General features: G+C 53.5%; 8 protein-coding genes and 1 pseudogene. 1 reads left to right on the top strand and 8 read right to left on the bottom strand.

Translation table 11 applies throughout. The annotated features are described in order from the left end of the window. Positions 1 to 101 precede the first annotated feature (101 nt). Positions 102 to 2,477 carry a PAS domain-containing sensor histidine kinase gene (locus tag AC3CB2_RS02900; protein ID WP_352930990.1) on the top strand — a complete coding sequence of 792 codons (2,376 nt, stop codon included), beginning with the start codon at positions 102 to 104 and terminating at the stop codon, positions 2,475 to 2,477. A 70-nt stretch (positions 2,478 to 2,547) separates the two neighbouring features. On the opposite strand, the gene AC3CB2_RS02895 is transcribed toward AC3CB2_RS02900, so the two are convergent. From AC3CB2_RS02895 to ccmE, 8 genes and pseudogenes are all read right to left on the bottom strand, one after another. Then, entirely contained in the window at positions 2,548 to 5,577 is a 3,030-nt protein-coding gene (locus AC3CB2_RS02895) for a bifunctional [glutamine synthetase] adenylyltransferase/[glutamine synthetase]-adenylyl-L-tyrosine phosphorylase (protein WP_352930992.1), read from the bottom strand. After that, positions 5,541 to 7,037, bottom strand: a complete 1,497-nt coding sequence (locus AC3CB2_RS02890) for a sensor histidine kinase (protein WP_352930993.1) — start codon at positions 7,035 to 7,037, stop codon at positions 5,541 to 5,543. Before AC3CB2_RS02890 ends, AC3CB2_RS02895 begins: the two co-directional genes overlap by 37 nt. Continuing rightward, complete coding sequence (locus AC3CB2_RS02885; protein ID WP_050773914.1) at positions 7,021 to 7,701, bottom strand: response regulator transcription factor; 681 nt, start codon at positions 7,699 to 7,701, stop codon at positions 7,021 to 7,023. Before AC3CB2_RS02885 ends, AC3CB2_RS02890 begins: the two co-directional genes overlap by 17 nt. Positions 7,702 to 8,000: 299 nt before the next feature. Continuing rightward, entirely contained in the window at positions 8,001 to 9,551 is a 1,551-nt protein-coding gene (locus tag AC3CB2_RS02880; protein ID WP_352930996.1) for a Do family serine endopeptidase, read from the bottom strand. A 173-nt stretch (positions 9,552 to 9,724) separates the two neighbouring features. After that, positions 9,725 to 10,483, bottom strand: a pseudogene (locus tag AC3CB2_RS02875) (alpha/beta hydrolase family protein); the annotation flags it as partial. Between the two features lie 168 nt (positions 10,484 to 10,651). Further along, positions 10,652 to 11,134, bottom strand: a complete 483-nt coding sequence (locus AC3CB2_RS02870; protein WP_373282339.1) for a cytochrome c-type biogenesis protein — start codon at positions 11,132 to 11,134, stop codon at positions 10,652 to 10,654. Positions 11,135 to 11,139: 5 nt separating this feature from the next. After that, complete coding sequence (locus AC3CB2_RS02865) at positions 11,140 to 13,152, bottom strand: heme lyase CcmF/NrfE family subunit (protein WP_352930998.1); 2,013 nt, start codon at positions 13,150 to 13,152, stop codon at positions 11,140 to 11,142. 70 nt (positions 13,153 to 13,222) lie between these two features. After that, a complete protein-coding gene (gene ccmE, locus AC3CB2_RS02860) occupies positions 13,223 to 13,693 on the bottom strand; it encodes a cytochrome c maturation protein CcmE (protein WP_352931000.1) in 471 nt (156 codons plus the stop codon). Positions 13,694 to 13,737: the final 44 nt, after the last annotated feature.

Raw genomic sequence — 13,737 nt, 5'->3', positions numbered from 1 at the left:
GAGACTCTGGACAAGTTGATTCGGATAGATTCAAATGAATGTGATTCGGGTGAATTGCAACCCGGATTATTTGCGGCGGAATCTGACACATGGGGGCATTCATGGCACGAGCCTTTGCGGGGGGCGCGACCGCTCGACGACTCTTGAATTCGACCAAACGGACTGGCAAAAAAGATGCTCTGACCGGGCATATCAAGTTGCTTGCCCAACCGGCCTACCAACGTCTCCTGACAACTGAACCGATGATGCGCAGAATTATTCCAGCGCTCTGTATCGTGTTTATTGCCTGTACCGCCATTTTCCGCGGACTTGAGATTGCATACAATTATGAGAGCGTGAGTCAGAAGGCTCAGGACGATCTCACCCTTATTGCTACAGCCCTGACCGCCAGCATTGACGTTTCCGAACAAGAGAAAGGCAGCGTCGGCCTTACCTCTGCTTTACAGCGTGCCCTTTCTGAAGCCCTGCCCCCTCGGGCCACCAGTCAGAGCCGACAAATTCTTTTGACAGATCCGAACGGCACCATTGTTGCCAGCGCCCCTACCCGTCCGGACATGGAAGGTCTGAAGATCACCAGTTTCCTTGGTGACACTCAGCCGATGACCTTCTTCGGCAAGCGCGCCGGTGTTTTGACAATCAACGAAGGCACCAAGGACGCCACCCGCGCGACTGTCCATCATCTGCCGAACAAGCTTGGTATGGTTGCGATCATGCAGCCGGAAGACGCGATTTTCTCTTCCTGGCGCGCAGAGCTTTCAGCCAATGTAACGATCTTTGTGGCCACCTCCATGGTGCTGCTGGTGATTATCTATGCCTACTTTGCACAGGCGACCCGTGCACAACAGGCTGATGGCATTTATGCCGCCACCCGATCCCGTATAGATGCTGCGCTGAACCGTGGTCGTTGTGGTCTATTCGACTGGGATCTTTCCCGTGGCCGTGTGTTCTGGTCCGCCTCGCTCTATGAGATGCTGGGCATGGATCCTCGAAATGACATCATGGGCTTTGCTGAGATCCAGTCTCTGACGCATCCTGACGATGTGGATCTCTATGACCTTGCCAAGAGCCTACTGGACACAGGTAAGAGCAATGTGGACCGCCAATGGCGTATGCGCCACATCGATGGCTCCTGGGTCTGGTTGCGTGTTCGTGCTGAAGTCCAGACCGATGCAGGGACCAATGAACCACATCTGATCGGCATTTGCATGGATGTGACCGAGCAGAAGATGCTCGCTGAACAGAGCCGTACCGCTGATCTGCGTCTGCGTGATGCGATTGAAAACATCTCTGAGGCTTTTGTTCTGTGGGATGCGGACAATCATCTGGTGATGTGCAACTCCAACTATCGCAAGCTGCACCAACTGCCAGATCATGTTGTTCAGGCAGGCACGCCTTATGCAACTGTGATGTCCTCTGCGAGCCAGCCAATCATTTCCGAGCCTGAGGAAGGCGACCACATCGACAGTGATATGGAGAGCTCCTACAAGGTGGAAATGGAAGGCGGTCGCTGGCTTCAGGTTTCTGAGCGCCGCACCAAAGACGGTGGCTTTGTTTCCGTTGGAACCGACATTACCGAGCTGAAACGCAAGGAAGAAAAACTGCTTGAGTCCGAGCGCGGTCACATGGCGACGATTGCGGACCTGCGCCAGTCTCGTCAGAAGCTTGAACTTCAGGCTCAGCAGCTTGTGGAACTGACCGAGAAGTATGCAGACGAGAAGACCCGCGCGGAAGATGCAAACCAGGCGAAATCTGAGTTCCTTGCAAACATCTCCCATGAGCTGCGCACGCCTTTGAACGCGATCATCGGCTTTTCCGAGATTATGGATCAGGGTATGTTCGGTGATCTGGGCTCTGATAAGTACAAGGAATACTGCAAAGACATTCACTCCTCCGGTAACTACCTGCTGAACGTGATCAATGACATTTTGGATATGTCTAAGATTGAAGCAGGCCGGATTGAGCTTTCCGTTGAAGATGTTCAGATCCAGCAGATTGTTCAGGATGCAGCACGGATCATTTCTGCAACCGCTGCTGAGAAGAACATCAAGGTTGTGAGCGAGAACCTGCCGCACATGCACCTACAGGCTGATCGCCGCGCTGTGAAGCAGATCCTCCTCAACCTGCTTGCGAACTCTGTGAAGTTTACGCCTGAGAACGGCGAGGTTCGCGTCTCTGCCCGCAAAGTAGGCGCATTCGCTGAACTCAAAATCACTGACAACGGTATCGGCATTGCGAAGAAGGATATCGATCGCCTCGCCAAGCCATTTGTTCAGGTTGAGAACCAGTTCACCAAGACCCACAAGGGTTCTGGACTTGGCCTCGCAATCGCCCGCTCTCTCAGCGAGCTGCATGGCGGGTACATGGAAATCGACTCAGAGGTTGGCAAAGGCACTGAGGTCACCATCAAGTTGCCACTGAAAGCCAAGGGCCGTGATAAGGGCCGCCTCTCCGGCATCAGCAAACTGAACGCAGCTTAAGAGTTCATTCTACAGATCAAAGAAAAGGCCGCTCATGAAGCGGCCTTTTTTGTTGCTTAGTTTCTGAGGTTCAGCTCGTCTTTTCAGCTTCTTCGACTTTACCGATCAGGTGTTCGAAAGTTCTGCGGACCATGATCTGTTGCTCCTGCATGTAGATCGTCAGGCGTTCGAAGTCCGGTTCGCCTCCCGCATTCACCAGAAGATCAAGCAATCCGCCCGGCGCTGTTTTGGGGTCGAAGTGACCTGTCTGCGCCAACTTGAGGATTTGTGTCAGATCCTCATAGTTGCGCAGTGCTGGAATGAGCGTGTCGGCATCTTCTTCATGAAGCACTCCAAAGTCGCGCGCTTTAAGCAGAGCATCTTCTGTTCGCGTCTGAAGGATCTCTGGATGGTCTACACCATGAGCCAGCTGCAGGAACTGGGCAATGAACTCAATGTCAATAAGACCACCTGGAATGCCTTTAATCTGCCAAGGGCTCTTGGCAGGCTTTTCCTTTTGGATCCGCGCACGCATATCACAAACATCGGTAGCCAACTTTTTCAGATCTCGCTTCTCTTGCAACAGTTGAGAAACAGCACAGTCGATCTGCATCGCAAACTCAAGGCTGGAGCTGATGATCACACGTGCGCGTGTGAGCGCCATGTGTTCCCACGTCCAGGCATCGTTGGACTGATAGTCCTTGAAGGACACAAAACGCGTTGCAAGCGGCCCTGAGTTGCCTGATGGGCGCAAGCGGAAGTCAACCTCATAGAGGACGCCTTCTGCCGTTGGTGCCGTCAGAGCGGATACGAGTCGCTGTGTAAGGCGGCTGTAGTATTGGCTTGGTGCCAGTGGGCGTTTGCCATCGCTTTGCACCACATCCTCAGGGAAGTCGTAGAGCAGGATCAGGTCGAGATCAGATGCGCAGGTGATCTCCTGACCGCCCAGCTTACCCATAGCGACCAGAGCCAGTTCTGCACCCGGAATTTTGCCGTGTGCCTCTTCCAGTTCTTGTTGGACACGTGGCAGCAGCTGACACAAAACTGCATCTGCGAGTGTTGACAGCCCCTGCCCCAATTCTGCAGCTGTGATTGTGCCTGTAATCAGACGCAGACCGAGCAGGAACTGCTGCTCCTGCACGAATATACGGGCACGATCCAGTGCCTCTTCATAGTAGCCAGCCTGATCAAGTGTAACGGCCAATGCGCTTTCAATCTGTTCAGCCGTTGGCGCCCCTCCAAAGAAGGCCGGATCCAGAAGTGCGTCCAGAACGTGGACGCGTTTGGAGACGATCTCCGCCATGCGGGGTGCGTTGCCCATGACCATGGTGAGCAGGTTGAACAGATGCGGATTGGACTTGAGCAAACCAAAGAGCTGCACACCCATGGGCAGCTTAGAAAGGAAGGCATCAAACGTGAGCAAGGCCTGATCTGCATTCTCTGTACGTGCCAACGCATCCAGCAGGATGGGCGTGAACTCAGTCAAGCGTTCCCGAGCCTTTGGCGCTCGCACTGCCGGATATCTGCCGTAGTGCCATTGACGAATAGTCCGGATTGCATCGACCGGACGCTGGAAGCCCAGTTGCATCAGCGTTTCAAGGGTGTTCGGGTCTTCGTCATCTCCAGTAAAGACCAGATTGCCGAGGTTGAGTGCGAGATCAGGCTCATGCTCAAACAGACCTGAATAATGCTTCTGTACCAGCTCGAACTTACCGCGTATCTCATCTGCGAACTCTGAGCGGCCACGTATACCCATAAGATGATAGACGCGTGCCAGAGCCTCATCATCTTTCGGCAAGATATGGGTTTGCTCGTCGTTGATCATCTGAATGCGGTGCTCAACTTCGCGCAGATATCGATAGGCCGCTTCCATATCTTCAGCTGCAGACTGATCAATCCAGCCACAATCGGCCAAACGCTCTAGCGTGATGAGCGTACGGCGATCCCGGAGCTGTGGGTTTCGACCACCTGCAATGAGCTGCTGGGTCTGGGCGAAGAACTCGACCTCGCGGATACCACCACGGCCCAGTTTCACGTTGTGACCGGCGACGGTGATCTTGCTGAACCCTTTGTGGGCGTGGATTTGGCGTTTGATGGAATGCACGTCTGAAATAGCCGCATAGTCCAGATATTTGCGCCAGACGAATGGGCGGATTTCTTCAAGGAAGATTTCACCAGCATCAATATCACCCGCACATGGCCGTGCTTTGATGAGCGCTGCGCGTTCCCAGTTTTGACCGAGGCTTTCGTAATAGACCAGTGCAGCTGGGACAGAAATCGCCAGCGGTGTGGCACCCGGATCGGGACGCAGGCGGAGATCGGTGCGGAAGACATAACCATCGCCAGTGCGCTCATTCATGAGCTTTACGATGCGGCGGGTGATGCGCACGAATTCGACAGGGGCTTCTGCTCCACCGATTAAGCGACTGCGCTCTGGGTCATACAAAACGATCAGGTCGATGTCAGAGGAGTAGTTCAGCTCCCCGGCACCGTGCTTGCCCATAGCAAGGATGAAGTAGCCAGCGTCTTTTTCCGGCTCTTCGTGGTCGACCGGGATGAACTTTCCGCGCGTTTCCAGCTCCCGCAGGCAGAAGCGCAAGCAGGCTGTGAGGGATGCATCTGCGAACTTGGTGAGAGCGCCGGTGACATTTTCCAGCGGCCAGGCGCCTGCGATATCGGCGAGTGCCACAGTCAGAGCCAGTTCCTGCTTAGCCAGCCGCAAGGACTGCATAAGCTCAGCTTCGCTCTCAGGTCTTGCGTTCAAGCAATCCTGCAGGAGGATGGCGATGGTTTCTTCCGGTGGCGTATTGAGTATGCGCAGGAAGCGCTGCACATCTCGCAGCATGGTTTCGCGCAGGAAAGGCGCATTGACCATGAAGCCCTTGATAAAACTGCGCAGATGCGGAGTTCCCTGACAGAGCTGCTCAAACTCAGAAATGAGATCCTTGCGTTCCAGCTTCTCAATCAAATCTTTCAGATGCCGGTTGCCCAGATCATCATCTGCGCAAATGGGCTGACGTTCTAAGCGCTCAAATAGAGGGGCCAGTGCACCTTCTCTGTGTTCGCGCTTCAGAATGCTGCTTTTTAGCTGGTGGCGTTCTTCTTCTGAGCCTTGTCCCATGCTTCGTTGCCCTCTCCCTCACCTCTTTGCCCCTTTGTCAGAGGCAGAACAATCCGGGCGCACAGGCCTGATTGCTCATCACTTCCAGAATCGTCTACTGAACCAGCCGATGTTAACTGCAATTCTCCATGATGGAGAGTTACCACCGCCTTGATAAGTGACAATCCAAGTCCAGATCCCAGTGCATGACGAGAGCTGTCGAGCCGGACGAACCGATTACACACCCGCTCGCGATCAGCTTCTGCGATCCCTGCACCGTTGTCTTCCACGCTGAGTATAGCTTGCTCATCGTTTGCAGACAGTACGACTTTGATTGCGGGTTTAACATTCTCTTCGGTTGGACGACCGTATTTGAGGGCATTTTCAATCAGGTTGGCCAAAGCCTGAGCTAAAAGCTCGCGGTCACCTTCGATGGTTGGCTCAGCTTCTGTTGAAACAGAAAAGGTAACACCATCATCTTCAGCAACAGGCTCATACAGCTCACAGACATCATTGACGATGGTGTTCAGCTGCAATGGTTCCAGTTGGGCACCAGTAGACCCAGCTTCAACACGAGCGATACGCAAAAGGGCGTTGAAGGTGTTGATCAGCTCGTCAGTCTCAACAAGTGTATCCTCGAGACACTCGCGCCCCTCTTTTGCGTTGAGGTCGCGACGCAAGGCAGCCTCAACGCGGCCACGCATGCGTGTGAGAGGGGTTTTGAGGTCATGGGCGATGTTATCGGAAACTTCTTTCAGGCCCTTCATGAGCTCTTCAATGCGGTCCAGCATCACATTGAGGTTGCTTGCCAGACGGTCGAACTCATCGCCATTGCCCGTCACATCCAGACGACCAGCGAGGTCACCCTCCATGATCTGACGGGAGCTCATGGACAGGTTGTCGATACGCTTCAGGATACGGCGGTTGAGGAAGAACCACGTGATACCAGCCAGCACCACCATCCCGACGAGCCAGAGGGTCAAAGCGTCTCCGAGCAGACTTTTTAGGTGGACCTGATCCTCAAGATCCCGCCCAACCAAAAGCTTGAAGTTACCCGGCAACTCAAAGATGCGCACGATTGCCTTGGCTTTGTTTTCATCCGTTTCAGGAAGGCCAAGTGGCGTATAGCTGACAAACTGAATTCTGCCGTCGGACTCCGACAGTACTTTTTCAGGCAGGTAGGCGATGTTTCCGGTGATGACATTCCCAGAGTAATCCAGAATGAGGTAAAGATTGGAGTTGGGGCTTCTGACACGACGCTCAACGCCAACCACGAGACCATTGATTCCGTTTTGCGCGTATTGCTCAGCAAGGCCCTGAATCTCAGCATCAACTGTTTGCACGACCTGCTTATTCATCAGATCATCTGTGTTCTGCGAGATAAAGATGAACAGGAACACAGAGAGCGCCGTGAACGACGTCAGATAAATGGCCGCCAGCTTGAAGGCTGTGGTTGAGAGGATCCTAGTTAGAGCTGTCACGGATGGAATATCCTGCACCACGAACAGTATGAAGCAACGGGAAGTCGAAGCCTTTGTCGATCTTGGACCGCAGTCTGGAGATGTGAACGTCAATTACATTGGTCTGCGGATCAAAATGGTAATCCCAAACGTTTTCGAGCAGCATGGTGCGGGTCACCACTTGTCCGGCATGCTTCATAAGGTATTCGAGCAGACGGAACTCGCGAGGTTGCAACACGATCTCTTGCCCTGCGCGGGTCACAGAGTGCGCGAGACGGTCCAGCACCAGATCGGAGACCTGCAATTTGGTTTCCACCTGTGGACCAGCTTTGCGGCGGCTCAGCACTTCAACACGGGCGAGCAGCTCAGAAAAAGCGTAGGGTTTTGGAAGGTAATCGTCCCCTCCGGCACGCAGTCCGGTGACGCGGTCGTCTACCTGTGACAGTGCTGAGAGGATCAAAACCGGGGTTTCATCACCAGAGGCGCGAAGTGTTTCGATGATGGACAGGCCATCGCGTTTTGGCAGCATGCGGTCGACGACGAGCACATCCCATGTATTGGAGATTGCCAACTCAAGTCCATCTTCGCCATTGTCTGCGTGATCAGGTGAGTGCCCTGCTTCTTTCAGTGCTTTGAGCAGATAATCTGCTGCTTCCCGATCATCTTCAATAATCAAGATTCTCATTTTTTCATTTCCCAGAGCAAGGCATTGGTCGTTTTCCTCACAATGAAGGGAAACGATAAAAAAATGCAAATGCTGTTGGGGGCAACCATCAGCATTTGCATAAGTTTTATAGGTGAAGTTGGCAGATGGTCAGGTCTCTGCCTTTTCTTCCAGCATTGGTTTTGGGGGCTGACATCAAGTTGAGGGCTTCTCTTGCTATCAGCCCCTCAAACAATCGAGGCACGTGTGAGAGTTTTCAGTGCTTCGATAAGGGATCACGAGAGGGGGCGTTTCCCGTGATCCACATTCTTGTCGGTGACTTACTCGTCACCCTTTTCCAGTGGGATCGCAACGAACAGAGTGTTCTCGCCGCGGGTCACACGAAGCAGGACTGCTTTGCGTCCTTGCTCACGAGCTTTTTCAACCTGCTCTGCAACATCCGCTGGACTCTGAACTTTTACGTTGGCAACTTCGGTGATGATTGCACCTGGTGCGAGGCCTTTGTCAGCAGCTGGTCCATCCGGATCAACCTTAGTGACGACCACACCTTCTTCATCAACACCGGCTTCTTCAGCTGTTGCGAGTTCCAGACCAAGGCTGTCTACCAGCGCGGTATTGGCATCTTCGCTCTGCTTGGCAGAAGCTTGCTGTTTTTCTTCCGGAATGGTGCCGAGTTTTACGGTTGCGGTGTTGATTTCACCGTCGCGCCAGTACTCAATCTCAACTTCGGTGTTTGGTGAGTAACCTGCGATAACTTTTGCCAGTTCACGTGGACCGTTTACTTCTTCACCATCCACTTTCAGGATGATATCGCCAGCCTGGAAGCCTGCTGCTTTTGCAGGTGTATCACCTTGTACTTCAGCGACCAGCGTGCCGTTTTCGTTGTCGAGGCCGAGAGATTCAGCAATGTCCTTGGTGACTGGCTGGATCTGAACACCAAGCCAACCGCGGGTCACTGCACCATCTTCCTTCAGATCAGAAATGATCTTTTTAGCAGTCTGTGCCGGGATCGCAAATGCGATACCTACGTTACCACCACTTGGAGAGACGATCGCTGAGTTTACGCCAACGACTTCACCCTTCACGTTGAATGCAGGGCCACCGGAGTTACCACGGTTCACAGAAGCATCAATCTGAAGGAAGTCATCGTAGATGCCTGCGCCGATGTCACGACCACGAGCAGAAACGATACCGGCAGTCACAGTGCCGCCGAGACCGAACGGGTTACCAACTGCTACGACCCAGGAGCCGACCAATGGCGCATCGTCAGCAAAAGCGACATATTCGAATTTTTCTTCGCTTTCCACTTTCAGGAGAGCCAAGTCTGAGCGTTTGTCAGCACCGACCAGAGTTGCTTCCAACTCATCACCTTCACTGGTGACGATAGTGAACTCAGTACCACCTTCAACCACGTGCTCGTTAGTTACAACATAGCCGTCATCAGAGATGAAGAAGCCAGAGCCCTGAGACTGGTCGAAGCGCTTGCGTGGTGGAGCTTTTTTCTTTTGCTCACCACCCTTGCCGCCGAACTCACGGAAGAATTTCTGCAGTGGGTGGTCATCCGGCATATCGCGGAACATTGGAGGAATGCCGCTCAGGCGGTCGTGTTCTTTTACTTCAGAGCGAACCCGAACAGATACAACGGTTGGCTGCACTGCTTCTACCAGACCAACAAAGTTTGGCATGGCAGGCACATCCACACGTACAGGTTCAGCCTGAGAGGTTGCCGGGACGAATGTCAGGGGAGCAACCATTGCACCAGCGATTGCGAGTGCCATTGTACCATTGAGAAGACGGGAACGACGTTTGGAAGTAGTTTTTGCAGCAGACAGGGAAACAACGTTGGAACTTGCGTTCTTGGTCAACTTCATTTGGCTCAACTCCATTTAGTCAATCTCAGCCCAACTGGGGGAAACGGGGCTTTTGCATTTCGTTGAGGATGACTATGACAGAGCGAACCTTACAAACACCTATCTGCTACATTAATCTTCTGTAATGATGGGAAAACTTCATAGGCCTTCCCATCAGGACATTCTTAGTCCTTCATGTAACGGCTGGCCCAGGCCGCAATCACGCGCGCAGCATAATCAGCGTCTTTGTATTTGAAGAGCAGATGGTCTGCATCATCCAAAGAGATGAATGATTTGGGGTGCTTAGCCGCCTCAAAGATCTGCGCGGCGTTTTCAATGCCGACAGTCGCGTCGATTGGAGAATGGAGAACAAGCACCGCTTTCTTCAGGACAGCAACGCGCGAGCGGACATCCTGAGCTTCAAGATCTTCGATAAACTGGCGTTTAATTTTAAACGGGCGTTCACCAAGCTGTACGGTTGCTTCGCCCTTCTCTTTAATCTCATCAAGAGACGCGCCGAAGTTATGAATGACGTGATCTGCGGAAGCTGGAGCACCGATGGTCGCAACGGCCTTGACCTCAGGAACTTCAGAGGCAGCGGCCAGAACAGCGGCACCGCCCAGAGAGTGACCAACAAGCAGCTTCGGAGCTTCGAAGTGATCACGCAGATAATTAGCTGCTAGGATGAGGTCCTGGAGGTTGGAGGAGAAGTTGGTGGAGGCAAAATCGCCGCCACTGTTGCCGAGACCAGTGAAATCGAAGCGCAGGACAGCGATGCCGTCTTTAGTCAGAGCAGATGCGATGCGGCGGGCTGCTGAGAGATCTTTGGAACACGTGAAGCAGTGAGCAAACAGAGCATATGCCTTAGGCTCTCCCTCTGGTTTATCCAGACGCGCAGCGAGATACGCTCCCTGAGAGCCTTCAAATTCCAATTTAATGGGATCGTTTGCCATTTGAACTGTTCCTGTCGTTTCTGCGCAGCTGGCACATTCAGAATATATATTAAAAGACAGGTATCTAGTGCGCGCTTACACGCGTCTTTACAATTCAACTGGTTGCAAGAAGATGTGATTAAGCGTGAGCCCCGCAAACTGGGTTTGCGGGGCTCTGCCTGAAATGACTTATTTGGAGGACATGAGCTTATCAAGCTCTGCCTGCTCTTCGTCCGACAACGGCTTGACGCCGGCTGTCTCTGTTTTGAGTGGTGCGTACTTTTTCTTTTTGGCTGCACGCCAAAGGAAGAAGCCGCCAATCAGAAGTGCAAGAGGTCCACCACCCCACAGGAAAATAGTGTGGAATGCAAAGCGTGGCTTGAGGAGTACGAACTCACCGTAGCGCGCAACGAGGTAGTCCATGACTTCCTTATTGGTATCACCTTCCACCAGACGCTCACGCACCAACAGGCGCAGGTCTTTTGCGAGCTGGGCGTTGGAGTCGTCGATGGACTGGTTCTGACAGACCACACAACGCACTTCCTTGGAGATCTCGCGTGCACGTTCTTCCAGAACGGGATCCTTGAGGACCTCATCCGGGTTCACTGCAAAAGCAGCCGGAGTGCCCAAAAGAATGGACGAGATTAATACCAGTACGAACTTCATCTTCATGGTCATTACTCCGCCGGTGTTGCAGCTGTTGCAACGCCGCCAGCTTTGCCCTTGCGTTTGCGAGCAGAAACCGGAGCACCAACACGCAAGCGACGGTCAAAGAGTGCGATACAGCCACCAAGCGACATGATCAGAGTGCCGATCCAGATCAGCGTGATCAGAGGCTTGAAGTAGATACGTGTCACAATACCACCGTTCTCGTCAGAGTCACCTGTTGCGAAGTATACCTGAGAGAAGCCAAAAGTTGCGATGGAGGTTTCACTCATTGGCATGCCGCTGGCCACATAGGCGCGTTTGGATGGTTCCATCACGCCAACAACAGTATCACCATTACGGAGTGTGTAGCGGGACACGAGTTCCTGATAGTTTGGACCGTCCTGCGTCCAGCTCTTTTCATAGGTGATATGGTAGCCGTTCTGCTCCAGCGTTTCACCTGGGCGCATCACTTCAACGCGCTCAGTTTCAAATGCCAGAGTGGAAACGATACCCAGCACAGTTACACCCAGACCGGCGTGGCCAAGAACAGTCGACCAGACGGTTGGTGTGAAACCTTTGATACGGGACATGGCACGACCAAAGCCGATTTTGAACAGCTGAGAGCGATCAACGATTTCCCAAAGGGAGCCGAAGATTGCCCAGAAGGCCAGACCGAAGCCGAATGCAGTCATGATGCTTGTGGTGCTGACACCCATGAACCAGACCAGACCAACTGTTGCGATCATGGAGAGCACAAAAGCGGAGGTCAGGCGCTGGGTTACACCCCATGCGTCACCGCGCTTCCAAGCTAGAAGCTGCCCGAATGGCATCAGGATCAGGACCGGGATCATGATTGGGCCGAATGTCAGGTTGAAGAATGGCGCACCTACGGAGATCTTATCGCCGGAGAACGCTTCCAGAACGAGTGGGTAGAGCGTGCCCACAAAGACGGCTGCACATGCTGTGGTGAGGAACAGGTTGTTCAGAACCAGAGAACCTTCACGGCTGATTGGCGCAAACAGGCCGCCCTGACGCAGCAGAGGTGCGCGCCATGCGAACAGAGTGAGAGACCCCCCCACAAAGATCAGCAGGATCGCGAGGATGAACAGGCCACGCGCCGGATCAACTGCGAATGCGTGTACTGAGGTGAGAACACCGGAACGAACGAGGAAGGTGCCGAGCAGCGACAAAGAGAATGTCAGCAGTGCGAGGAACACAGTCCAGACCTTCAACGCGTCACGACGTTCCATCACGATTGCGGAGTGCAGAAGTGCGGTGCCGGTGAGCCATGGCATAAAGGATGCGTTTTCGACCGGATCCCAGAACCACCAGCCACCCCAGCCGAGTTCGTAATAAGCCCAGTAGGAGCCCATGGCGATGCCGAGGGTCAGGAAGATCCAGCTTACGAGGATCCAAGGACGAACCCAGCGCGCCCAAGCGGCATCAAGCTTGCCGAGGATGAGGGCAGCTGCAGCGAACGCAAAGACGATGGAGAAGCCCACGTAACCCACGTACAGGATTGGCGGGTGGATCGCCAAACCAACGTCCTGCAGCATTGGGTTCAGGCCGGAGCCCTGCATCGGGGCCGGGCTGATGCGCTGGAACGGGTTGGAGGCGACGATAACGAATAGCAGGAATGCGAAGGATACCCAGCCCTGCGCGCCGAGCGTTGCTGCTCGCAGGCGCTGCGGGATGTTGCTAGAGAACACCGCAACCAATGCGCCGAACAGCACCAGAATAAGCACCCAGAGAAGGATGGAGCCTTCGTGGTTGCCCCATACACCCGAGATCTTATAGATCAGCGGCTTGTCGCTGTGGGAGTTCTGATAGGTGTTCAGAAGCGAGAAGTCAGAGGTCAGGTACGCCCAAGTCAATGCGCCAAAGGAAACGCAAGTCAAAAGGAACATAATTACGGCTAGGCCGGGTGCCATACCCATCAGACGGTGGTCTGATTTAACTGCACCCCACACCGGAAAGACCGACTGAACAGCCGCGACGACCAATGCCAGGATGAGCGCATAGTGGCCAAGTTCAATTATCATTAGGTTATCCTAGTATCCATTTGGCGCTGGATAACCGGCTCTTTCGGCAGAGCCGGTTTCTCGTAGTTTTTTAGTTTACTTTGGAAGTCTGTTCTGCCGCAGCCTGCTCTTCTTCCATCCAGTGGCCGTCTTCCTTCAAGGTCTCGTAGACCTCTTTCGGCATGTAGCTTTCATCGTGCTTGGCCAGAACTGTATCAGCAATAAAGACACCTTTCTCGTCCATGTGGCCTTCAGCGATGATGCCCTGCCCTTCGCGGAACAGGTCTGGCAGGATGCCCTTGTAAGCAACCGGAATAGCTTCGGCCTGGTCAGTTACGCGGAAATGGACGACTGAACCCCGGCTTTTATCAACGGAGTCATCTTCCACCAGACCGCCAAGACGGATGCGCTGCCCAACTGCAACTTGCTGTTCAGCGATGTCACTTGGACTCTGGAAATAGGTCACGCTGCTGGAAAGTCCATAAAGAACCAAGCCGACTGCCGACCCCAGCACCAATCCTGCAAGACCAATAAGCCCGAGTCTTTTTTGTTTACGTGTCATACTCGCAGTTCCGTAGATACGTTGCCAACGATACGTATTCTTTT

The organism is Pseudovibrio sp. SCP20 (genome assembly GCF_057774105.1).
The sequence above is the reverse complement of the archived record's forward strand: the minus strand, read 5'-3'. Positions and strand labels throughout refer to the sequence as shown.

Coding starts and splice junctions, on each gene's coding strand:
- AC3CB2_RS02900 (WP_352930990.1), top strand. CDS start 102: ATGGCACGAGCCTTTGCGGGGGGCGCGACCGCTCGACGACTCTTGAAT.
- AC3CB2_RS02895 (WP_352930992.1), bottom strand. CDS start 5,577: ATGGGACAAGGCTCAGAAGAAGAACGCCACCAGCTAAAAAGCAGCATT.
- AC3CB2_RS02885 (WP_050773914.1), bottom strand. CDS start 7,701: ATGAGAATCTTGATTATTGAAGATGATCGGGAAGCAGCAGATTATCTG.
- AC3CB2_RS02880 (WP_352930996.1), bottom strand. CDS start 9,551: ATGAAGTTGACCAAGAACGCAAGTTCCAACGTTGTTTCCCTGTCTGCT.
- AC3CB2_RS02870 (WP_373282339.1), bottom strand. CDS start 11,134: ATGAAGATGAAGTTCGTACTGGTATTAATCTCGTCCATTCTTTTGGGC.
- AC3CB2_RS02865 (WP_352930998.1), bottom strand. CDS start 13,152: ATGATAATTGAACTTGGCCACTATGCGCTCATCCTGGCATTGGTCGTC.
- ccmE (WP_352931000.1), bottom strand. CDS start 13,693: ATGACACGTAAACAAAAAAGACTCGGGCTTATTGGTCTTGCAGGATTG.